Origin of the sequence: Rhodocaloribacter litoris, from assembly GCF_011682235.2 — a bacterium.
Lineage (GTDB): Bacteria > Bacteroidota > Rhodothermia > Rhodothermales > ISCAR-4553 > Rhodocaloribacter > Rhodocaloribacter litoris.
Map to the genome: position 1 here is coordinate 2,160,507 of NZ_CP076718.1, position 23,070 is coordinate 2,183,576.

17 protein-coding genes, 1 pseudogene and 1 riboswitch are annotated in these 23,070 nt (G+C 67.2%); of the genes and pseudogenes, 14 read left to right on the plus strand and 4 right to left on the minus strand.

The features are described from left to right. Window positions 1–12: 12 nt before the first annotated feature. Both GQ464_RS09005 and GQ464_RS09010 read right to left on the minus strand, forming a co-directional pair. Entirely contained in the window at window positions 13–2,868 is a 2,856-nt protein-coding gene (locus tag GQ464_RS09005; protein ID WP_166976702.1) for a hypothetical protein, read from the minus strand. Further along, the gene (locus tag GQ464_RS09010; protein ID WP_166976701.1) at window positions 2,852–4,993 is read right to left on the minus strand and encodes a hypothetical protein; all 2,142 of its coding nucleotides are present in this window, start codon (window positions 4,991–4,993) and stop codon (window positions 2,852–2,854) included. Before GQ464_RS09010 ends, GQ464_RS09005 begins: the two co-directional genes overlap by 17 nt. Before the next feature lie 248 nt (window positions 4,994–5,241). Between GQ464_RS09010 and GQ464_RS09015 the strand changes: the two genes are divergently transcribed. From GQ464_RS09015 to GQ464_RS09040, 6 genes and pseudogenes are all read left to right on the plus strand, one after another. After that, a complete protein-coding gene (locus GQ464_RS09015; RefSeq protein ID WP_166976700.1) occupies window positions 5,242–6,381 on the plus strand; it encodes a saccharopine dehydrogenase family protein in 1,140 nt (379 codons plus the stop codon). Window positions 6,382–6,518: 137 nt separating this feature from the next. Next, complete coding sequence (locus tag GQ464_RS09020) at window positions 6,519–7,055, plus strand: DUF937 domain-containing protein (RefSeq protein WP_166976699.1); 537 nt, start codon at window positions 6,519–6,521, stop codon at window positions 7,053–7,055. Window positions 7,056–7,107: 52 nt separating this feature from the next. Then, the gene (gene lysM, locus GQ464_RS09025) at window positions 7,108–7,530 is read left to right on the plus strand and encodes a peptidoglycan-binding protein LysM (RefSeq protein WP_166976698.1); all 423 of its coding nucleotides are present in this window, start codon (window positions 7,108–7,110) and stop codon (window positions 7,528–7,530) included. Between the two features lie 24 nt (window positions 7,531–7,554). After that, window positions 7,555–8,868 (plus strand): annotated as a pseudogene (locus tag GQ464_RS09030) (aminotransferase class III-fold pyridoxal phosphate-dependent enzyme); the annotation flags it as partial. Between the two features lie 318 nt (window positions 8,869–9,186). Beyond that, window positions 9,187–10,230 carry an XRE family transcriptional regulator gene (locus tag GQ464_RS09035; protein WP_166976696.1) on the plus strand — a complete coding sequence of 348 codons (1,044 nt, stop codon included), beginning with the start codon at window positions 9,187–9,189 and terminating at the stop codon, window positions 10,228–10,230. Continuing rightward, on the plus strand, window positions 10,230–10,706 hold the full coding sequence (locus GQ464_RS09040; RefSeq protein WP_166976695.1) for a PIN domain-containing protein: 477 nt from the start codon (window positions 10,230–10,232) through the stop codon (window positions 10,704–10,706). Before GQ464_RS09035 ends, GQ464_RS09040 begins: the two co-directional genes overlap by 1 nt. Before the next feature lie 115 nt (window positions 10,707–10,821). Here GQ464_RS09040 and GQ464_RS09045 read toward each other — a convergent pair whose 3' ends face one another. After that, window positions 10,822–11,277, minus strand: coding sequence for a hypothetical protein (locus tag GQ464_RS09045; protein ID WP_166976694.1), 456 nt, complete (start codon window positions 11,275–11,277; stop codon window positions 10,822–10,824). Between the two features lie 379 nt (window positions 11,278–11,656). Here GQ464_RS09045 and GQ464_RS09050 point away from each other — a divergent pair, with 379 nt between their 5' ends. From GQ464_RS09050 to GQ464_RS09065, 4 genes are all read left to right on the plus strand, one after another. Beyond that, the gene (locus tag GQ464_RS09050; protein WP_166976693.1) at window positions 11,657–12,508 is read left to right on the plus strand and encodes a DUF2726 domain-containing protein; all 852 of its coding nucleotides are present in this window, start codon (window positions 11,657–11,659) and stop codon (window positions 12,506–12,508) included. 74 nt (window positions 12,509–12,582) lie between these two features. Beyond that, a complete protein-coding gene (locus GQ464_RS09055; RefSeq protein WP_166976692.1) occupies window positions 12,583–12,888 on the plus strand; it encodes a DUF2752 domain-containing protein in 306 nt (101 codons plus the stop codon). Between the two features lie 8 nt (window positions 12,889–12,896). Further along, entirely contained in the window at window positions 12,897–13,277 is a 381-nt protein-coding gene (locus GQ464_RS09060; RefSeq protein ID WP_166976691.1) for a TM2 domain-containing protein, read from the plus strand. 52 nt (window positions 13,278–13,329) lie between these two features. Further along, window positions 13,330–14,457, plus strand: coding sequence for a PQQ-dependent sugar dehydrogenase (locus tag GQ464_RS09065; RefSeq protein WP_166976690.1), 1,128 nt, complete (start codon window positions 13,330–13,332; stop codon window positions 14,455–14,457). 243 nt (window positions 14,458–14,700) lie between these two features. Here the strand turns inward: GQ464_RS09065 and GQ464_RS09070 are convergent, their stop codons facing one another. Further along, complete coding sequence (locus GQ464_RS09070) at window positions 14,701–15,714, minus strand: acetamidase/formamidase family protein (protein ID WP_166976689.1); 1,014 nt, start codon at window positions 15,712–15,714, stop codon at window positions 14,701–14,703. A 246-nt stretch (window positions 15,715–15,960) separates the two neighbouring features. Between GQ464_RS09070 and GQ464_RS09075 the strand changes: the two genes are divergently transcribed. From GQ464_RS09075 to GQ464_RS09090, 4 genes are all read left to right on the plus strand, one after another. Further along, window positions 15,961–16,977 carry an NHL repeat-containing protein gene (locus tag GQ464_RS09075; RefSeq protein ID WP_166976688.1) on the plus strand — a complete coding sequence of 339 codons (1,017 nt, stop codon included), beginning with the start codon at window positions 15,961–15,963 and terminating at the stop codon, window positions 16,975–16,977. Between the two features lie 495 nt (window positions 16,978–17,472). Further along, a riboswitch (cobalamin riboswitch) is annotated at window positions 17,473–17,707 on the plus strand. Between the two features lie 181 nt (window positions 17,708–17,888). Continuing rightward, the gene (locus tag GQ464_RS09080; RefSeq protein WP_166976687.1) at window positions 17,889–18,971 is read left to right on the plus strand and encodes a ribonucleotide-diphosphate reductase subunit beta; all 1,083 of its coding nucleotides are present in this window, start codon (window positions 17,889–17,891) and stop codon (window positions 18,969–18,971) included. A 66-nt stretch (window positions 18,972–19,037) separates the two neighbouring features. Beyond that, window positions 19,038–22,232, plus strand: coding sequence for a ribonucleoside-diphosphate reductase subunit alpha (locus tag GQ464_RS09085; protein WP_166976686.1), 3,195 nt, complete (start codon window positions 19,038–19,040; stop codon window positions 22,230–22,232). A 319-nt stretch (window positions 22,233–22,551) separates the two neighbouring features. Further along, window positions 22,552–22,959, plus strand: coding sequence for an acyl-CoA thioesterase (locus GQ464_RS09090; RefSeq protein WP_166976739.1), 408 nt, complete (start codon window positions 22,552–22,554; stop codon window positions 22,957–22,959). Window positions 22,960–23,070: the final 111 nt, after the last annotated feature.

Below are 23,070 nucleotides of genomic sequence, written 5' to 3' on the forward strand. Positions count from 1 at the left end.
TCCGTCTGTTTCCTACGTTTGCCGGCCCCGGACCACCCGTGCGGCGAGCCAGATCAGGAAGAGGGGCCAGGCGATCCAGTGGTAGAGGGTGAGCCACAGGGCATAGCGTTCGGCGGTCAGGCCCAGCACGGGCAGCCTGCCCCCGCCGGCCTCCCACCACGTATGGGTCACGGCCGGGATGATCGGGACCTGATAGCGCAACGTCATGGCCAGCCCGTCGTGCCAGGTCCAGTCCACGCCGAGATCCCGGGGAGACGCTTCGAGCCCCGGCGCCCCGCCCGGCCCTTGCGGCCGCCCCTCCGCCCCGAGCACTTCGAGCAGCGAGGTCGAGGCACGGACGTACGCCGGCTGTGAAAAAAGGGAGAGCGAGACCGGAAAGAGCAGCAGGGCTCCGATCATCGGCCACCAGGCCACGGTGCCGAAGCCGAGGATCATGCCGTAGAACCCTTGCCGGTCGTAGACCGCCCAGCCGCCCAGCACGAGAAATGCCGCACCGGCCAGGAACTGCGCCAGGTCAGGCCGTCTCCAGGCCAGCACGACCAGCACCGGCACGAGCCCCACCGGCACCCACCACGACCACCGGCGATGGGCCCGCCGCGCTTTCCACTCCTGCCGGGCCTTCCAGCGCATCTGGCGATAGATCCGGTTCGCCTCGCCGTCCTCTCCCTGGTTACGGAGCGTCGTCTCGACGTCGACCCACACGGCCCGGTCGAAAGGGTCCATCCGGATGAGCACCTCCTTGTAGTCTTCCGCGGACGGGACCTGCCGGTCTCCGAAGACCCAGCGGTCCACGCTGATCTTGGAGAGGTTCAAGGGGCCGGGGGTCGGCTCCACGATCTCCAGGCGCCCGAAACGGCCCCGTTCGAGGCTCACGTCCTTTGCCGGATCCGGCACGTTGTCACCGGAGAGCACGACGTGGCTGGCCTCGAGCGCGGTCAGATCCAGCCGCCCCTCGATCCGGGCATAGCCCGGCCGGGCCGGTTCCGTGGCCGCGGGCGGCTCGCCGGCGGCGGATCTTTCCGGGCCGTGCAACAGCCGGACCTCCCCCTGGACGCGGGCTCCCCGGGCCAGCAGATCGCCCTGCGCCCGCAACCCCGTCAGGTCGACGTCGCCGTGGCAGGTCAGCTTCTCCGCATCGACGCGCCGGCATCGCGTTTCGAAGCGTTCGAAGGCGGGATCGCCGGCGCCCATGTCCAGATCGCGGCCGACGGTGGTATCGTTGAGCAGGATGTCGCCCTCCACGCGCACCTGGCGCAGGTCCAGGGCCCCGCCGATCTCGTTCGCCTGCAACACGAGGTTTCCCCAGACGCCGGCGGCCACGTCCCAGCCGACCGGGACGACCTGCCAGGGAACATCGTCCCGGTCGGCAAAGCGTCGCTCCAGCAGCAGCCGTGGATTCTCCGGGAAGAAGCGCAGGTCTTGCCCGATGTGGGACTGTGTCAGGGTGAACCCGGCGCCCTCCTGCTCCATGCGCAGGCGTTCCCGCTCGTGTTCGTCCCGGTCCGCCGGCAGGGCCACCTCCAGCCCCGACACGTCCATCGTTTCCTCGACCTCGATGGCGGTCATGTACACCGCCTGGGTCCGGCAGGGCTTCGGCCGCAGCCGCGGGGTCCCGTCGCCGTCGTCCGGGACGGCCTCCACGCCCAGGCTCAGAAACAGCCTTCGAAAGGTGCCGGTGATGACCTCGATCTTGCCCCGGATCGTGGCGCCGCGCAGTTCCATGGCCCGCACGTCGGCGCCGGAGAGGTTCAGCGTGCCACCGACGGTCAGCCCGCGCCCGCGTCCGAAGGCCGTCAGATAGCCCTGCACGGTGGCGAAGGTCAGCGTAAGGTCCCCCTGCACGTCCAGGCCCTGCAGGTCCAGGTTCATGCCGACGCGGGCCAGGTAGAGGGAGACGTCCTCCCCGACCGCCGCCCGGTCCAGCGCCAGATCGCCTTCGATCCCGGCGGCATACAGGGAAAGGCTCCGGGAGGTGTGCAACGCGGTGAGGTCGACCCGCCCCCCGGCCGAGAGCCGGTCCAGCACGACCTCTCCCTCGATCCGGGCCTGCTGCAAGTCGAGCCCCCTGACGATGGTGTCTTCCTGAAGGGTGAGGTAGCCGCTGACGTGACACTGCGGCCCCTCCACATAGGGTTCGGCTTCCGGGCTGAACAGCGCCAGGCTGCCCAGCTGCCCGCGCGTGAGGTCGACGTAGCCGTGGCAGCGCGTGCCGAAGAGCCCGGCCTGCCCGCCGACGTGGAGGCGACGCCCGCGCACCGAGCCGAAGAGCCGGGACGCGACGGCTTTGCCGGCTGCCGGCCCGGCCAGGCGCAGGGCGTCGGCGGCGCGCTGTTGCCGGTGTGCGGGCAGATCGGCCGAGAGTTCCAGGTCGCCGCCGATCCGGGCGTCATCCAGGACGACGGCCGGCATCGCCCCGAACGTCCGGATGCCGTCGCCCGCCCCCTGTCGCCAGGCCTCGCCCAGCCGCTCCCGTCCCTCGCCGAGTTGCCGGAGGTGCAGGAGGGCCGGGAGGCCTTTCAGCACAGGCGTCACCACGCAGCCCCGCACCCGCACGTCGCGTTCGGCCCGGAGACCGGGTGCGAAAAGCACCCCCTCCAGGCGACAGCCGAACAGGGCCAGTTCCTGCCCCATGCGGGCATCCTTCAGGTCCAGCGCGATGGGCGCTTCCCGGCCTTCCAGGGCCCGCAGCGTGCAGTCCTCCAGCCGCAACGAGCGCCCCACCTCGGCCTCCCGGGCACACAGCCCTTTCTCGAAGATGCAGTTGCGAAAGACGAGGGACGGCCCCCCCGCCAGATCGGCCAGCCGGACCTCCTCCCGGAAACGACAGTTCTGGATCGTCACTTCCGCCCGCTCACCCGGCGTTCTCATCGGTCGTACCCGTTTCAGGAATGGTCCTCGATCCATCGGTGGCCGAGCTGAAAACGAGCGGCCCGTTCACCTCCCTGCCCGCTGCCGTTCCCGCCGCCTCCAGCTCACGCAGAAACGCCTCCGGGGAAACCCCGTGCAGCACGGCATGCAGGAGGTGCAGGGCATCCTTCAACGCCCCCTGCTCCTCGGCGGCGAGGCCCGACACCAGATCAGCCCGCTGCACCGGGGACAGCCGGTCCAGCGCCGAGCGCAGCGCCTGCGCCATCTCCGGGAAACTTTCCGATCGCGCCTCCGGCACCACGGCCCCCAGGAGACGCCAGACCTCCCCGGGATCCGCCGCCGCAAGCGCCTCCTGCTGCGCCGGGGACAGCCGCGCAAACCGCTGCTTTTGCTCTTCGGGAGAAAGCCGGAACCAGTTCAGGCGGACCAGCAGGCCACCCGTTTTTTCGATCAAATGCAGGTAGTCCCTCAGGGAAGCAATCTGGTCCGGGGACAGCAGCGGCAGCAGCTTTCCGAGCACGACCGCGAAATCCCGCATTGCCGGGACGAGATCGGGCCGCTCGTGCAGAACCTGTACGACCTCTTTCAGGGCGTTCGCATGGTGCGGGGACTTCTTGAGCAGGTTCTCCCGGGTTTTGCGAAAAAGGCTTTCGACGTCCTGGTCTTGGGGCGTCTCTGCCGTCTCCTGTGCCGTTTCCCGCAGGCGAAACAGGTCCCCTTCGTCGAAGCGCTCGCTGTCGACCGGGAGTTCTCCGAGTTCCTCCTGCCTCGCATCCTCCACCATCTCGACCTCACCGCCGGCTTTGAGCTGAAACCAGGCCTTGAAGACCATCGCTCCGTACAGGAGGTGGGCCCGGCGCCGGACGACGGACGCCTCGAAGGGCGGATGGGCGTGCACCCCGAAACGGACGTCATGCAGGAGGTCGCGTTGAGCCCGGGAAGGAGCCGCCCGGAGCGGCAGTTCACGCAGAGAGGCCGGAAGATAAAACGGGCCTTCATCGCCATGCACGGCCCAGCAGAAGAAGCGCAGGTACTCGTCGGCGGTTTCCTCGTTGAGCAGGAGCTCGTCCGGCTCGTCGTTGGTCTCGTGGATGACGGCCGAGGAGCCGTTCAACGGGCGGAGTTCGGGGCCGTCCCGGCGCATCCGGGCCAGGGCGTAGCTGCGCCGGTAGCCATCCGGCCGGCGCTCGAGCACTTCGAGCAGGCAGAACGTCCGGTAGAAGGCAAGGTCGGCGACGCGGAGGAGGACGGGGTGCCGGGACGCCCCCTCCTCCCCGAGGCCGTACCGCTCGCGGAGGAGGGTATGCCAGGCCCCGGGGGTATCGCCCAGCCTGCGTTGCAGCGCTTCCGGAAGGTCCTCTTCCCCGGGCCGGTACCACCGCCGCACGGCCATCGCGGTGCGGGTGCGCAGGGGACCGAAGACGCGCGGTCCCGGCCACGCCGGCCTCAGGCGGCCGGAGCGCAGGGCATCCCGGCGCACCGCCAGAACCCCGTCGGGCTCGACTTTCGCCAGGACCTGTACCAGCTCCCACGCCGCATCCTCGTGGTACAGCACGGCGGTGGCAGCCACATGAAAGGCATCGCCCCGGGGCACGCCGGCGGGGGCCCCCGCCTCCCATGCCGGGACCATCCGAACCACCGGGTTCGCCACCGGCACGCCGGCCCGGGCCGCCTCCGCACGCCCTTCGACCGGCAGCGCTGCAAGGTCATTGACCACCCCGGCCCGCCGCCAGGCCGCCCCTGCCCCCAGGTGATGCGGCAGTTCGAGCCGCACCCGCAACAGCGTATAGTCCAGCACGGTCCGGAACGTGAGGTTGAGCGGCCCGAGCCGGTTCAACCGCTCGATGGCACGACCGGCCCCGTCGAGGGGACGAAAGTCGCCCGGCGCGTAGAAACCATAGACCTCCCGGTCGCCACCGGCCGGCGCCAGCCGCACCAGCCGGTAGTCTTCGTAAAAGGCGACCTCCTTCGTCCACGTCTCCCCGGGAACGGGCCGGAAAGGCAACTCGGGACAATACCGCCGGGCCTCCCATCCGATGACTTCCGCCTCGGCTTCTCCGGAACGTACCCAGGGAAAAAGCTCATCGACATCGGGGCTTCGGGGATCCGTCCAGGGGGCAGACATCACGTTTCCGGGCTTGCACCACCGGACCGTCGCGGCCGAAGACCGGCCCGTGGCATGGAATATGAGCCCCCCACATCCTCAACCCGAGGTGCTCCGAATCGACCACAGGCCAATGTAGACGCTGTCCGCCTGAACGGCAAGGGAGGCGGCCAACAACCCTGAAATTTACCCCGTGGCCGACCGGCGTTCCGGCCCGTTTTCACCGCACCGTGCGTATCTTGGGCTTTTCCGAAACCGGACACGCATCTATGGCCAACCTCGTCGTGCTGGGGGCCGGGATGGTGGGCCGCGCCATCGCCCGCGACCTGGCCCGCACCCACACCGTCACCGCCGTCGACGTGCGCGCGGAGGCGCTCGAACGCCTCGCCGGCGACCGGCGCATCCGCACCCGCCGCGCCGACCTCGCCGACCCCGCCGTCGTGCGGAACGTGCTCGACGGCGCCGACCTCGTCGTGTGCGCCGTGCCCGGCTTCATGGGCTTTGCCACACTCCGCGCCGTCATCGAGGCCGGGCACCACGTCGTCGACATCTCCTTCTTCCCCGAAAACGCCCTCGACCTCGACGCGCCGGCGCGGGAACGCGGCGTCACGGCCCTGGTCGACATGGGCGTGGCGCCGGGGATGGACCACCTCATCCTGGGCCACCACGACGCCCGCATGACGGTCCACGCCTTCGAGTGCCTGGTGGGCGGCCTCCCGAAGCGGCGCGTGTGGCCCTTCGAGTACAAAGCCCCCTTCTCTCCGGTCGACGTCATCGAGGAGTATACGCGCCCGGCCCGGTATGTGGAGCACGGCCAGGTGGTCGTCCGCCCGGCCCTCTCGGACCCCGAACTCGTCACCTTCGACGAGGTGGGCACGCTCGAAGCTTTCAACACCGACGGGCTGCGGTCGCTGCTCTTCACCATGCGCCACATCCCGAACATGAAGGAGAAGACGCTCCGCTACCCCGGCCACATCCGCCTCATCGAGGCGCTGCGCACGGCGGGCTTCTTCGACGAGACCCCCCTGCGCGTGGGCGAGGCCACGGTCACGCCCCGGGAGGTCACCTCCCGCATCCTGTTCGATGCCTGGCGCCTGGACGACGACGAGGACGAGTTCACCGTCATGCGCGTGACCGTCCGTGGCGAGGAGGACGGCCACCCGGTGACGCACGTCTACCACCTCTACGACGAGCGCGACCCCGTCACCGGCCTCTCGTCGATGGCACGCACGACGGGCTTCACGGCGACGGCCGCCGTTCACCTCCTCCTCGAAGGGCGCTTCACCGAGCGCGGCGTCTTCCCGCCCGAGCTCGTCGGCCGCACCGACGGCTGCTTCGACTTCGTCCGCGCCTACCTGGCCGAGCGCGAGGTGCACTACCGCCACGAGGTACACTGCCCCGGGGCATAGAACCCCGGCCGCCGGCGCGTTTCTTCACGGCCGCTTTTTTCTTCCGAGCCCCGTACGTCGTATCATGAGGCAGATGAAATGCACGTTCGTGTGGTTTGTCGACGAAAAATATTGCTGACCAATCCGGAAGAAAACAGATGGAAGCGTTGAAGAATCAGATCCTGTCCGCGCTGGGCGGGCAGGTGACCGAGATACTGGGCCGGCAGTTCGGCCTGCCGCAGGAGAAGGCCGCGCAGGTGCTGCCGGCGGTGACGCCGCCGGTGCTGACCTCACTGCAGGAGGCGTTGCAGAATCCGCAGGAACACCTGGGGCTGCTGCAGGCGCTGGCCTCCCAGTTCCTGAATGACCGCGAGGATGTACCGTCCCAGGGACTGGCGGGGCTGGCCGGGCAGGTGCTCGGCGACCGGTTCGGCGGCGTGGCGTCGGCGTTGAGCCGGCACCTGGGCCTCGATGCCAGCAAGGCACAGGGTATCCTGGAGACCGTCGTCCCGATGGTGCTCAATTTCATCGGGACGCGCGCGCATCAGGCGGAGGGCAACGATCTGGAAGCCCTCGCCAGGATGCTGGGCGTCTCCGGCGGCGGGCTGCTGGGCTCGCTGACGAAAGGCTCCGACGCGGGCTCCCTCCTGGGCGGTGCCGGCTCGCTGCTCGGCGGGCTCTTCGGAAAGAAATGAGTGCTTTCCCACCTTTTACCCTTTTCAACCTCATCCCCGACAGAGAAGAACCATGGGCATTTTCGAGTTCATCAAAAACATTGGTAAGGCCGTCGGTATCGGCAACGAGGCCGAGGAGATTCAGGCCGAGATCCAGCAGAAGCTGGCCGGTCAGGTCGAAGAGCTGACGGTCACGTACGCGGAGGGGACGGTGATCCTGACCGGCACCGTGGCCGATCAGGCCGCCCGCGAGAAGGCCGTGCTGCTGGCCGGCAACGTGCAGGGCGTCGAGAAGGTGGACGACCGGCTGACAATCCGCGCACCGGAGCCCGTCTTTTACACGATTCAGAAGGGGGACACCCTCTCGAAGATCGCGCGGGAGCACTACGGCGACGCCTCGAAGTGGAAGGCCCTGTTCGAGGCCAACCGCGAGGTGATCGAGGACCCCGATCTCATCTACCCGGGCCAGCGTATCCGCATCCCGCAGGACCTCTGAGCCTCAGCGGAGCACGGTGAGCGTCCGGTATTCGTCTCCATGAACCGCTCGAAAGACGATCTGCTGCGCCTGCGGGCGCATCTGCTCGGTCCCTCGCTCAGCCTCTCGTACCGCACCCCGCTCAAGATCGTGCGGGGCGAAGGCACGTACCTCTTCGACGAGACGGGCCGGGCCTACCTGGACTGCGTCAACAACGTGTGCCACGTGGGACATTGCCACCCGCGTGTGGTGGAGGCGGCCTGCCGGCAGATGGCCGTGCTGAACACAAACACCCGCTACCTCCACGACGCGATCATCGACTATGCGGAGCGGCTGACGGCCACGCTTCCCGAGCCGCTCCGGGTGTGCTTCTTCGTCAACAGTGGGAGCGAGGCCAACGACCTGGCACTGCGCCTGGCCCGCGCCTACACGGGCGGCACCGACGTCGTGGTGCTCGACGGCGCCTACCACGGCAACCTGTCGTCGCTCATCGACCTCAGCCCGTACAAGTTCGACGGCCCCGGCGGGGCGGGCGCGCCGCCGCACACGCACGTCGTGCCCATGCCCGACCCGTACCGCGGCCCGTATCGCCGGGATGATCCGGACGCCGGCACGAAGTACGCCGCACACGTGGCCGAGGCGGTGGAGGAGATTGCCGCCGCCGGGCGGGGCCTGGCCGCCTTCTTCGCCGAGCCCATCCTGAGCTGCGGCGGGCAGGTGGTGCCGCCCGAGGGCTTCTTCCGTGCGGCGTACGAGCACGTGCGGGCCGCCGGCGGCGTGTGCGTGGCCGACGAGGTGCAGGTGGGCTTCGGGCGCGTCGGCTCGCACTTCTGGGCCTTCGAGACGCACGGCGTCGTGCCGGACATCGTCACCATGGGCAAACCCATCGGCAACGGTCACCCGCTGGGGGCCGTCGTCACCACGCCCGCCATCGCCGCCGCCTTCGCCAACGGGATGGAGTACTTCAACACGTTCGGCGGCAACCCCGTCTCGTGCACCGTGGGCCTGACCGTGCTCGACGTGATCGCGAAGGAAAACCTGCAGGCGAACGCCCGCCGTGTGGGCACCTACCTGGCCGGCCGCCTCCGGGGCCTGATGGCCCGCCACGCCCTCATCGGCGACGTGCGGGGGCGCGGCCTCTTCCTGGGCGTCGAGCTCGTGCGCGACCGCGCCACGCTCGAACCCGCCGCCGAAGAAGCCGCCGAGGTCGTCGAGCGGGCGAAGGAGCGGGGCGTGCTCCTGAGCACCGACGGGCCGCTCCACAACGTGCTCAAGATCAAGCCGCCCCTCGTCTTCTCCGAGGCCGACGCCGACCGCCTCGCCGGGACGCTCGACGCGGTGCTGGCCGAGGTGGGATGATTGCAACCGGTTGGAACCATCGCGGAGATGTCCAGACCGGTTACCCTCAAGACGTTCCACCCCATGATTAAACGGAGCTGCTTCACCTACCGCAAGAGCGAGGACGGCTTTCTGTATGACCTTCCCTAAGCGATAGAAGCACTCGGCTTCGGTGCCCGGGTGCTCTCGGAGAGGCAGCGTATATCTCGAAGAGCACGGAGTACGAGAGGAGGGACAGGATCTTTTTTATGCTCCTTAGTGTTTACAAACGTCGAACATTGTTCGATTTTGTTAACTCCCTGTTTATGCGCTAAGCTCCCCTCCCTCCCAAGGTACACCATGTCGATCCCAGCCCGTATCAAGCAGGCCCGACGGCGCCGCGGGCTGAGCCTCCGGGCCGTAGCCGAGCGCGCCGGCATCAGCCACGTAGCCGTCAGCAAGTACGAGAAGGGAGAGCTGACTCCCGACTCCCAGATGCTCATCCGGCTGGCCCAAGCTCTGGAGGTCAAGCCTTCGTACCTACTGCGGCCCACCATCGTCGGCGAGATAGAACCTGCCTTTCGCAAGCGAGTCGCCCTGGGCAAGAAGGCGCAGCGCAAGATCATCGAAGAGGTGCGCGACTGGCTCGAGCGTTACCTGACCCTCTTGAGTATCGCCGAAGAAGAGCCGCTGCAGTTTCGCTACCCCAGGGGATTCCCCCGCACCGTAGCTTCGGGGGAGGACGTCGAAGAGGCCGCCCAGGCCCTCCGGGAGGCCTGGGGCGCGGGTACCGACCCCATCGAGAACCTGACCGACCTCATCGAGCAGCATCACATCCTGGTCGGCACCGTAGACGCTCCCGAAGAGTTCGATGCGCTGACCTTCAGGGTACATACCAACGGGGAAGTGCCCGTCATCGTCACCCGCAAAGACATCACCGGTGACCGGCAGCGCTACAACCTGGCCCATGAGCTGGGCCACCTGATGCTACGCGTTCAGGATCTCGATGAAGAGAAGGCCTGTCACCGCTTCGCCGGCGCCTTCCTGGCCCCGAGGGAAGCGCTGCTCCGTGACCTGGGCCACCGGCGCCATAGCCTTTCCTTGCGTGAGCTACACCTGCTCAAACACCGCTATGGAATCAGCATGCAGGCGCTGATCCGGCGGGCCCTCGAGCTGGACATCATTACCAATAGCCTCTACACTAGCCTGGTCAAGCAGTTCAGCCGGAACGGCTGGCGGCAACTCGAGCCCGGGGACCAGGTACAGCCGGAGATTCCTCTGCACTTCGAGCTCCTGGCCCTGCGGTGCCTGGGTGAAGGACTCATAACTCCCGAACGCGCCAAAGAACTCTTGGGCCACGAACAGCGCAACCTCCAGCATCTGGAGCCCACCCAAGACGACTGATGCAATGCATTGCCGACACGAACATACTTATTGATCTAGACAACGGCGGGCTACTCGAAGAAGCACTGAGCAGGGTAGGGGAGTGGTACGTCCCCGACCTCATCCTCGCTGAGATCAACACCATCGAGCCCGCCCGGCTCAGGTATCTCGGTCTGCAGGTACGCCACCTGACAGCATCACAGCTGATCCGCATCACGGAGCTGGCAGCCCGTCACCGCGCTCCCTCGATCCGCGACCTAGCCGCGCTCCTGCTGGCCCTCGACGAAGGGATGCTCCTGCTGACCGGTGACAACGCGCTGCGAAAGCTCGCCCAGAGCCTGGGAATCGAAGTACACGGGGTGCTCTGGGTACTGGACCAGCTCTACGATGACGGCTTCTCGCCCCGACGCCTGGAGAAAGGACTCAAGCAGATCCTCTCGGCCGGCGCCTACCTGCCCCAGGAGGAAGTTATCCGGCGTTTCAATACATGGTTGTAGAAACGCGATTGTAATGCAAGCCCCCCCTCGTCTTCTCCGAGGCCGACGCCGACCGCCTCACCGGCACGCTCGACGCGGTGCTGGCCGAGGAGAGGGCGGCGGCACGCCCGCCGGCTCAATAGATCGCCCGCTTCTCGGTCCAGGTGCGGACCTGCGTCTCCAGGCGATGGCGCAGGGCTTCGACGAGACCGGCGAAACACCGGGTGGTGGCTTCGGCGCGGCGGCGACGGGCCTCCTCGGACTCGTCCACGGGCGACGGGAAGGTGCAGCGGCTCAGCACGTTTCCCTCTTCCGTCAGGAAGATGAGTTCATATTCATCGCCGGGCTGAACGCGCATCGTCATGCGGGGCTCGACGCCGTCGTCGAGGCGGAGCAGCAGCATGAAGTCGTAGTAGGTCTGCCGCTCGGGCAGCACCATGATACCCAGCACGAGCTGCTTCTTGTCGCAGCCCAGGAAGGCGAGCAGGGCCGCATAGAGCCGGTGTGCCAGCATCGCGACGGTCTCGCGCTCGGCCTTGTCGGCCGCCTTGGCCCGGGCCTGCGTCTGCAGGAGCATGGTGAACGGCGTCATGCCGTCCGTACCGGCACGCACGGCCGGGGCCAGCGGAGAAGCTCCGGGACCAACGTCGGGATCCGGCGATGCGGGTGGAACAACCCCAACCGCTTCCGATCCCCGATCAACGGGAACAGGAAGGTCGCGGTGCTGATAAAGCGAGGTGTGTTTCATGAGAACAACGGGCATGTGAGCGTGGCGCCATGCCGGACACGGCATCCCTAGCATCGAACAAAGCCCGCCCCGTTTAAAGTGGCGCACGCGAAAAAGTCCGGTCGTGGCTGCGGGCGGGTCGGGCCTGCACGATATGACCGGGGCCTCCTGCCCCCATCCTCCATCCGCAGCCCGGGCACAAGCCCCCGCAAGCTGCCGGAGCAAGCGCTACCCGACGGAGTCGTTGAAAACCGAATCGAACCTGCCGCCTGATCCCGAGGCGATCTACCGCCTCATCTACGAGCGCCGGTGGCCGGAGGTGCTGGAGGTGGCCCACCGGCACGCCCCCGCGCTCCGCGACGACCCGCTGCTGGCCCGGGCGATGCAGACATTCGTGACGGCCTTCTTCACAGACCGGGAGGCCGGAACAGCGACGGACGAACTGCTCGAGAAGCTGTTGTTGCTACACCGGGGCGGCTTTCTCTCCCTCCCGGACGCTCACCTCGACGCCCTGGTGGTACACCTGGTGCAGCGGCATGCCGGCAACCCGGCCCGGGCACTCGACTACGCCCGCTTCCGCCCGGAACATCCCGTCTGTGCGGCCTTCCTCCGCGCACATGGTCCCCCGGAGATCGAGACCGTCGGGCATGCCCGCGAAGACGTCCTGGAAATCACCCACACCCGCCCGTTCGCGGAGGCGGACGCCACCCGCAGCCTGTTCCGGTCACAACAGGAGGCGGACTTCTTCCTGGCCGTGCGAGAGGTGTTCGCCACCTACTTCGTCTATCCGAACGTGGCCCTCAGCAGCGTCCTCGACTACGAGCGCCTCCGGGACCGGCTCTCGGGTGCGGAACGCCGCTACTTCTTCCGGGCGCTGATCGACTGCGTCGTCTTCGACCAGCACGCCGGCTATCGCCCGCGCTATTTCTTCGAACTGGACAGCCCGCACCACGACGACGACGCCCGCCGTGAGAAGGATCGTCTCAAGGAACGCATGCTGGCGCTGGCCGGGCAGCGGCTCTACCGCATCCGGCCGCGTGCCGCCCCTCCCGGGCGGGAAACCTTCGTGGCGCTGCTGAAAGCCATCCCGCTGTGAGGGGACTTGCCTTTTGCCCGCCGCTGCCGCACCTTTAGAGCGTTTTTCCTCACACCTCATCCGCCGTGCCGTCGATGCGCTCCGTGCTGCAACGGATTCCGGTAGAAGCCCTGGTCTGGGCGGCCGGCCTGGCAGCCCTCGCCTGCCTGGACCCGAACGCCCGGCACCTGTTCAGCCTGTGCCCGCTCAGGAACCTCGGCTTTACGTTCTGCCCCGGCTGCGGCCTCGGGCACGCCGTGGCCCATCTGTTTCGCGGCGACCTGGTCGCCTCGTGGCAGGCACACCCGCTGGGCCTGCCGGCGGTCCTGGTGCTCGCCGGACGCATCGTGGCCCTCGTGCGACAGGCCCGGCACACCCCGAACGTATCGCACACCGGTTGAACACGCTTATGTCCAAAGTCATCCGCTACCTGCCCGAGCTCGAAGGCGACGAGCAGGTCTACGTGGCCACCCTGCTGAAAAACATGACCGACGAGCAGGCGGAGCAGTTCGCCCACGTCTACCGGAGCCGCCGCCGGGACGCCAACACGGCCCTGATCCTGGCCCTGCTGGGCTTCGTCGTCATGGCCGGCATCCACCGCTTCTACCTGGGCCAGATCGGCATGGGGCTGCTCTACCTGTTCACCGCCGGCCTCTGCTTCATCGGCACCATCGTGGACCTGTTCAACATCAAAAAGCTCACCTTCGAACACAACCGGAAACAGGCCGATGAGGTGATGCATCTCATCCAGGGTGCTTTCCCCGCTCCTCCCGGCCAGCTCACGGAATGAGGAACCCGGTGGTTGCACCCTTGCCGCGAAGCCATCCGACATCCGCAATCCGATGCCCCGACTGATCCTGCTCCTGACCGCGGGCCTGCTGGCCTGCTCGTTCCACGGCAACCCGCGCGACGTCGACCTCGACAAGATCAAGCTGCCGCCGGGCTTCGAGATCAGCATCTTCGCCGAGGACGTGCCCAACGCCCGGTCGCTCCGCCTGACGCCGGGCGGGACGCTCTTCGTGAGCACCCGGCGCGAAGGAAAGGTCTATGCCGTGCGAGACACCGACGGCGACTACGTGGCCGACGAGGTCTACACCCTCGCCGAGGGGCTCAACATGCCCAACGGCATCGCCTTCCGGGACGGCGCCCTCTACGTGGCCGAGGTCAACCGCATCCTCCGCTACGACGACATCGAACGCCGCCTGGCCGACCCGCCCGAGCCGGTGGTGGTCTACGACGACCTGCCCTCGGACCGCCACCACGGGTGGAAGTACATCGACTTCGGGCCGGACGGCAAGCTCTACGTGCCCGTGGGCGCGCCCTGCAACATCTGTGACGAGGGCGATCCCTACGCGGCCATCCTCCGCATGAACCCGGACGGCTCGGACGTGGAGGTCTTCGCCCGCGGCGTGCGCAACACGGTCGGCTTCACGTGGGACCCCCTCACCGGCGAGATGTGGTTTACCGACAACGGCCGCGACAACATCGGCGGGCAGAACCAGGACATCACGGACAACAGCCCGCCGTGCGAGCTCAACCACGCCCCCCGCGCCGGGATGCACTTCGGCTACCCGTACGTCCACGGCCGCGCCATCCTCGACCCCGAGTTCGGCGCGGGGCACGACCCGGCCGACTACACGCCGCCCGCCCGGGAGCTCGGCCCCCACGTGGCCCCGCTCGGCCTCGAGTTCTACACCGGCGAGATGTTTCCCGGGGAATACCGCAACCAGATCTTCATCGCCGAGCACGGCTCGTGGAACCGCCGCCAGAAGATCGGCTACCGCGTCACGCTCGTCCGCCTCGACGAGAACCGGCGCCCCACGAGCTACGAGCCGTTTGCCGAGGGCTGGCTGGAGGGCAACGACAACTGGGGCCGCCCCGTCGACCTCGAACTCATGCCCGACGGCTCGATGCTCCTCTCCGACGACCAGAACGGCGTCGTCTACCGGATCACGTACACCGGGCGTTGAAACGTTGAACGTTCCGCGTTCCAACGTTCCAACGTGCCAACTGGGACGTCCCCGTAGCCGCGGGCTTCAGCCCGGGACGGCCGACGGGTCCAAGGGCCCACCCGTGAAGGGTGCGGCTACACCGCCGGGCACGATGCCACACCGCCTCACCCCACACGGGCGAACGGTAAGCGCTGGCATGTTCCACGTTGAACGTTCAAACGTGCCACGTTCCAACGTGCCAACGCACGAACGTGCAACGCTTCAACGTCCGAGGACGGCCTTCGGCAGGTGCATCGACACGAGCACGTGGGGCACGTCCACCACCTCGGCGATCTTCAGGTCGCCCGCCAGCGAGGCCAGCACGTAGGCGTCCTCGCGCGTGAGGCCGTGCTCGGCGACCAGGTAGTCGATCATGTACCGGGTGGCCTTCCTGGCGGCCTCGTCGAGCGTCTCGGCAAAGGCGGTGACGGCGTAGAAGTCGTCCGACTCGTACTGCGGCTCGGGGATCGGCCGCCCGCCTTTGAGGACGTTGACCTCGTAGACGATCCGCATGGGCGCCTCGATGGCCGTGCCGCAGACCTCGCCGTGGCCCTGCGCGGCGTGCGTGTCGCCGATGGAGAAGAGCGCGCCCTCGACGAAGACGGGGAAGTAGACCGTCACCCCCTCGGTGAGGTTCGGGTCGTCCATGTTGCCGCCGTTGGCGCGGGGCGGGATCGTCGAGAGCATCTCATCGGTGGCCGGGGCCACGCCCATCACGCCGGGGAACGGCTTCAGGGGGATGGTGATGTCGTCGTTGAAGCGGGCCACGGTGGCGCCGTCTTCGAGGGTGAAGAGCTTGAGGTACGACTCGGTGAATTCGTCGGCGAGGAAGCCGAAGCCGGGCACGATGGCGGACCAGCCGTAGTCGCCCATTTCGATCTCATGGAGCGTCACGGCCAGCACATCGCCCGGCTCGGCGCCTTCCACGTAGACCGGCCCCGTGAGCGGGTGGATCGGGTCGAAGTCGAGCGTCGCCACGTCCTCGACCGTCGATTCGGGCGTGAGCTGCCCGTCGGAGGCTTCCTCGGTGTGCACTTCGATGACGGCGCCCGAGGGCACGCGCAGCACCGGGGGGATGGCAGCGCTGAACCGGTTGTGAGTCTGGTCCTTCGTCAGGGTGTACTGCGGCTCGGGGACGGTCCGGGTAGCCGGGGCGTCGGAGGGGGCGGGCGGTGTTTCGACGGTGCAGGCGGCCAGCAAGAAGCCGGCCAGCCAGGGAAACAGACGGGTCGACATGGCACGGGGGAAATGGTTGAAATGGTCGTTTCGACGTCGGGGATGCCTGAAGACAGGCCAAACCACCCGTAAGATCCGGCAACCGTGCCGTTTCTGCAAAGCGGCGGGGAATTCCGGCGGCCGGCCGCGCCCGGGCGAAACCCCACGCCGGTGCATGGATTAGGAGACCTGCTTGCTCCCGACCCATCGCCCTCTGTGATGTCTTCATGCAATAAAGCTCCTCTGCCGTGCCGGTGGACGGCAGCCGTGCTGGCATCCCTGATGCTGGGGCTGACGGGCTGCCTGCCCCACGCCTGCAACCGGATCGAGTCGCGGGCGTTGCTGCCGGCGGACTCGCTCTCGCGGGCGCTGGCGGCCACGCTGCCCGTGGACACGCTCCGCCTGCAATGGCAGGTCACCGCCTCGGACGACGTGCCGATGGCCCACCCGCGCACCGTCCGCTTCGGGCCGGACGGGCGGATCTATGTGGCCGACACCGAGCGCCACCACGTGCTCGCCTTCACCGGCGACGGCGCCCTCGCGGCCAACCTGACGGGCCCGGACTTCGAGTACCCGTACCTGGCCGGCTGGCGGGGCGACACCCTGGTCGTGTTCCACCCGATGAAACGCCGGGCCGACTTCCTGGTGGAAGGCGCCGTGGTGCGCGCCGTCACCACGCCCGGCGACCTCCCGAAGCGCGGCACCCTTCAGTACCTGGCCACCACCGGCCGGGGGCTGTACCTGAAGGTGCTCGGCGAAGACTTCGCGGGCTACCTGGCCCGCCTCGACGACCGGGGCCGCATCGCCGAGCGGTACCCGCTGCCCGGCCCCGCCTGGCGCCATGCCGGCCTGCTCCGCATCCGGGGCGACACGGTCCTGAGCCTGGCCGGCTTCACCCCCGCCATCGACGTGCTCACCCCGGACGGGCGGCTCGACTCGCTCGCCCTCACCGGCTTCGACTCGCCCATGCTCCCGCGCCGCCGTCTCTTCCTCCTGGGCGAGACGCACGAGCCGCCCCTGCTGACCGCCTCGGCCGACGCGGCCGGCGACTATCTATTCGTCCTCAACATGCGCCCCGGCTGGCTCCGCGTCGACGTCTACGACGCCGCGGGGCGTATCCGCCATATCCTCACGCAGGAAAACCCGGCCTTCAACCAGGAATACTATCCGGCCGATCTGGCCGTACGCCGGGTGGCGGACGGGGCTTACGAGCTGGCCGTCATCGCTGTCAAGCCCGACGCGGTCCTGTCGCTCTACCGGTGGCGGCCCGGCGCGGCAATCTGATGAAATTTCCTCAGGAGTTACGCAGTTGAGACCTGTGCGGAGGGAGGGCTACCCCTCAGTCGCTCCCCTTCGCAAGGGAGGGGCCTGAAAAGCTGAAAAAACGCCCTACGAGCCCTTCCTCCTGGCCGCACCTGCGGCCGAACAGGGGGAAGTACCCCGAAGGGGGGATGGGGGTCGCCCTGAAACGTGGCGGCTTCGTCGCCTACTGCATAACTCCTGTTCCTGTCGATGCACCGAAGGCGCGTGTAATCAAGGCGTTCGAGCCTAGAAGGTAATCACCTGTATAACGAGCGCATCAAGCGCATCAACGCGGTCGCAGGGGCGCTCGGCGTTTTCCGTGGCCGGCATTGCTGTCGCGCCGGCTGGTTGCTATGCTGAACGAACCTGCCCGTAGGCCCCGCGCTGGTTATGCGCAAGCCGTTATGCCAGGGGTCGGCGTGGATCGTTTGTTGATAAGCCCGCTTGCCGAGGTCTGCCGCGACACGTAAATTGATCTCTGTCCATAGGGCGAGGAGTCCCGGCCGGATAGGCCGGGCGTAAGAGGGAACACCGGTGCCCCTGAGAAGGGAAAGCCGGGGCTGTGCCCGCAACTGTAAGCGACGCAGGGCTACCCGCAGCGAACGCGCGTTCACTGGCCTGTCCGGCTGGGAAGGACGCGCGGGAGCGGGGATGCCGGCTGGGGATCCAGCACGTCGCGAGCCAGGAGACCTGCTCGTCGCCCGTTGCTTTCCACCTCCGGGATCAGAGGTTCGGAGCACTACCGTGACGGGGTCTGCCGTGGGCAGGTGCCGGATCTGTATGTCGCCCGAACCCATGCCGGGGTTCGGGTTTTTTGATGCCCGTACCGCCGGCATGGGGGCACCCGGTCGGGTGCCTTGCTGCATCCCGGTCCCAGCCGTTCCGGACCGTCTATGCAGACCCGCTACACCCTCGGCAACCGCACCTTCGTGCTCGATGCGGCCCGGGCCGAGGCCGCACTTGCTGCCAAACGCGTCATCAACGGTCGCGAAACCCTGGCCTTCAACCTCCTGCCGTTGCGGTACACCTGGGCCTACGATCTCTACCGCACGATGAAGGCCAACCACTGGGAACCGGAGGACATTCCCATGCACCGGGACGTGGCCCAGTGGCGCAGCGATACCCTCACGGATATCGACCGCTGGATCGTCCGCATGGCCGTCGGCTACTTCTCGGCCGCCGAAGGCATCGTCGGAGACAACATCCTCCATGTGGTCCGCGAGCTCGTAACGGCCAGCGAACTCAAGCTCGTGCTCGGCCGCCATGCGCACGAGGAAAACATCCACGCGGATTCGCTCCTCTACATGATCTCCTCGCTTGGCATCAACCCGCACGAGTGCGAAGCCATGTTCGAGGACATCCCCACCATACGTAACAAGAACGCCTTCGTCACCCGCATCTCGCACGCCCTCCGGCGGGACCTGGACCTGACCCGCACGGAGAACAAACAACTGCTGGCACGCAACCTCTTCGTCTTCGGCCAGTGCATGGAGGGCACCCAGTTCTACGGCCTCTTCGGTATGGTGCTCAGCCTCTACCGGCAGGGCAAGTTCCCGGGTATCGGGCAGATGTTCCGGTACACCCTCCGGGACGAATCCAACCACATCGAGTTGTTTCGCCGGCTCCTGCTCGAACTGGTGGCCGAGAATCCGGAGGTGTGGACGGAAACCTTCCGCAACGAACTGCGGGCGCTGATGGCCGAAGCCGTGGCACTGGAGGAAGCCTTCATCCGTGACTGCCTTCCGTTGCCTTCCGTCGGGCTGCACCCCGACGAGTTCGTCGCCTACATCCATTTCATCGCCAACCGTCGCCTCGAAGGACTCGGGCTGGAGCCGCTTTTTCCCGCGCAGGCGAACCCGCTGCCCTGGCTGGCCGAGCTGATGGACATCCGCAAGGAGCAGAACTTCTTCGAGGGGCGCGTGACCGAATACCGCAAGGCGTCGGCACTCATTCCGGCCGACGACGACGAGTTGTAGGGCTACCCCCGTCACGCGCCGGCTCTGCCGGGCCCCGTAGTCCCATTCCTGCAAGCACTGACGACCATGTGGACCCCGACAACCGACATTGTCCGTGATCTCGAACTCAAGCGGGCTGCCCAGCTGTCGCCGGCCGACCGTCCGGCCTTCGACGCGGCGGCGCTGGTAGCCGGTCTGGAACCCGGGCGGCTTCTGTTTCTCCACGAAGAAGCGGGCCACGACGTCCGCTTCGAGCCGGCGGCGCTGGCCGCCCTCGTCGCCGAGGCCTGGATCACGGCTCGTCTGGCCGCCGGGCACCCGGCCGACGCCGAGACGGGGGGAGCGTTCGTGCGGCGGGTGGTCCGGGAGGTACTCGCGCACCTGGACACCTTCCCGTCCGAGGCCCGTCCTACTTTCGCCGACGTCGTGGCCCTGACCGAACGTACCCTTCTCGAAGCCGGTGCGCTCGACGTGGCCCGGGCACTCGTGATCCACCGCGCCGCCGCCGTGCCGGCCGGTCCCGCCGTGCCAGGCACGATGCCCCGGCTCATCCGGCGCAACGGGCAGGTGGTCACCTGGAATCCCGCGAAGATCGAACGAGCCGTGCGCAAGGCGTTCCTCTCGTGCCGGCTCGACTCGTCTCCCGCCGCCGACATCGCCCTGCGCGTGACGGAGCGCGCCGGCAAGCTCGGGCTTACCTACGTGCCTATCGAGACCGTGCAGGACCTCGTCCAGGAAGAGCTCCTGCTGGCCGGACACGCGCGCGTCGCGGAGGCCTATATCACCTATCGCGCCGAGCGGGCCGTGCTCCGGGCCATGCAAGCCGCCCGGACCGCGGAGGTACAGGAGACGCTTATCGAGGTGGTCGAGACGGATGGTACCTCGACGCTGTGGGACGGAGAGGAGCTGCGTGCGCGGATCCGGCTGGCCACGGCCGGGCTCGACCTGTGCCTGGGCGAGGCAGAGATTGAACGGCACCTGCGCCGCAGTATTGCCCACGGCATCAGCCGTACCGATCTGAAGACGACGATCTTGCTGAATGCAAAGGCCCTCCTGGAACGCGATGCCGACTTTGCCCGCTTTGCCGGGCGCATCCTGCTCGGTTATATCTATGAAGAAACGATCGGCTGGAGCCTGGAACGTGATGGACTCGCCGGGCTAAAGGCGTGCCACGAACGCGCCTTCGAAGGCTACCTCCGGCACGGCGTCGAGATCGAGCGCCTCGATCCCGCCCTGCTCGACTACGACCTGGAGCGCCTGGCCACCGCCCTGGATCCCATGGCCGATCTCGACTTCGATTATCTGGGCCTTCAGACACTCTACGACCGCTACCTGCTCGTCGACAAGACCACCGGCACGCCTCGCCGGATCGAAGCGCCTCAGTTTTTCTGGATGCGGGTGGCTATGGGACTCTTCCTGAACGAAGACGGAGATCGCGAGGCAAGGGTGCTGGACCTCTACCGGCTCTACCGGGAGCGCCGCTTCTGCTCTTCTACCCCGACCCTGTTCAACAGCGGCACACGACATCCGCAGCTTTCCTCCTGTTACCTCTACAAGGTGGACGATTCCCTGGAGTCGATCATGATCCGGGGCATCGCCGAGAACGCCTTCCTCTCGAAGTGGGCCGGCGGCCTCGGCGGCTCGTGGACGGCCGTGCGCGGTACCGGCAGCCACATCCGTGGCACCAACGGGGAGAGCCAGGGGGTTATCCCCTTCCTCAAGCTGCATAACGACCAGCTTGTGGCCGTCAACCAGGGCGGCAAGCGGGCCGGCTCCGGCTGTGCCTACCTCGAGGTCTGGCACAACGACATCTTTGATTTCCTCGAACTGCGCCGCAACACGGGCGACGAACGCCGCCGCACCCATGACCTGAACACAGCCTGCTGGATCCCGGATCTGTTCATGCAGCGCGTGGAGGCCCGGCAACACTGGACCCTTTTCCGGTCCAGCGATGTGCCTGACCTGCACGAGTGCTACGGCCGGGCCTTTCGCACACGCTACGAGCACTACGAGCAGCTCGTGGATGAAGGCAAGCTCTGGGGCCGCCGCATCGAAGCCCTCGAACTGTGGAAAGAGATGCTGCGGATGCTCTTCGAGACGGGACACCCCTGGATGACGTTCAAAGACCCGTGCAACGTGCGTAGTCCCCAGGATCACGCCGGGGTGGTGCATTCGAGTAACCTGTGCACCGAGATCACGCTGAACACCAGCGCCGACGAGACCGCCGTGTGCAACCTCGGCTCCGTCGTGCTCGACCGCCACCTGCTGCCCGACGGCACACTCGACCATGAGCGGCTCCGCGAGACGATCCGCATCGCCGTCCGGGCCCTCGATAACGTCATCGACCTCAACTTCTACCCGACCGAGGCGGCGCGCCGGTCGAACCTGCGACACCGGCCCATCGGGCTCGGTGTGATGGGCCTTCAGTACGCACTCTATGCCCGGGGTCATGCCTTCGGTTCGCCGGAAGCCGTCGCCTTCTCGGACGAGATGATGGAGGCCGTCGCCTACTATGCCTACGAGGCGTCAAGCGACCTCGCGGCCGAACGGGGGACCTATCCGAGCTATCAGGGCTCCAAGTGGGACCGCGGCCTCCTGCCCCAGGACACGCTCGATCTGCTGGAAGCCGAGCGGGGCGAACCCATCAACGTACCTCGCGGCGGCCGGCTCGACTGGACACCCCTCCGCGAGAAGATCGCGCGCCAGGGGATGCGCAACTCGAACGTGCTGGCCATCGCCCCCACGGCCACCATCTCAAACATCATGGGGACCTCGCCCTGCATCGAACCGCTCTACAAGAACCTCTACGTCAAAAGCAATCTTTCGGGGGATTTTGTCGTGCTCAACCCGTATCTGGTCCGCGACCTGAAAGCCCACGGGTTGTGGTCGGAGGAAATGGTCGACCAGTTGAAATACTTCGATGGAGATCTGAGCCAGGTCGATGGCATCCCCGAAGAGCTCCGAGACCGCTATCGAACAGCCTTCCAGATCGATCCGCACGCCCTCATCGACGCGGCAGCACGTCGACAGAAGTGGATTGACCAGAGCCAGTCGCTCAACCTGTTCCTGGCTGAGCCCGACATGAAAACGCTCAGCCATATGTACCGTCACGCCTGGCACGCCGGGCTCAAAACCACCTACTATCTGCGCACGCTGGGAGCCTCGCATATCGAGAAAGCGACGGTGGAACGGGTGGCCGCTGCCGCCACGGATCGGGACGACCCGAACGCTTGTAGCCTGGATGTGCTGCTGAACGGGGGTACCTGCGAGGCCTGCCAGTAGCCCCGCCCGGTTCGGACCGTGTGCCGTTTTTCTCGCAGGCGCACGCCGAGTGCGCCGTCTCCCCGGAACGCCCCCTGTCTTTCTCGCGGGGGGACGGCTGACGGAACGTGGGATCCGTGCCCCCGGCTTACCTCATTCATCGGAGCACGTGTTCGATGGTGGCGGTGAAGGGAAGATGCCTGAACCACGTGCACCGGGGTACATTCTTCGGAATCCAGGGAGCAAGGACGTGTTATCTGGATCTTCTTCGAACGATACGCGACGTTGAATGATGGACCATACATCAGACTCCGCCAGCCGTTGCACCGCGGAGACACGGATGGCGTTTACGGTCTTTCCCGGCAACACCAACCATTACGATACCCTCTTCGGCGGGACGGCGATGGCGTGGATGGATCAGGCCGCGTTCATTTGCGCGACCCGCTGGTGCCGCCGGAAGGTCGTTACGGTGCACATTGGCGAGATCGATTTCCGTCACGCCGTGCCGGAGGGGTCGATCGTCGAACTCGTGGCCCGCGTGGTCAAGACCGGTCGGAGCTCGATGACGATCCGTGTCGAGATGTTCGTCGAGCCGATGGACCGGGAGGACCGGCTGCTGGCAACATCGGGCGAGTTCGTAATGGTCGCGCTCGACAGCCTCGGCCAGCCCGCTGCCGTGACTCCGCTCGAAGCTCCCGGGATTAATGCTCCGGACAGTTCCAGGGAGGCTGGTGCCAATCAAACATAGGCCGTAGTTCTGCCGGCCGCCTTGCCGGCCCGGCCCCCTGAGCCCCTGCCCGGAAGGCCGCCAACCGGTGGAACCGTGCCCTCGGCCCCGCGTGCTAACCCTCCGCAAAAA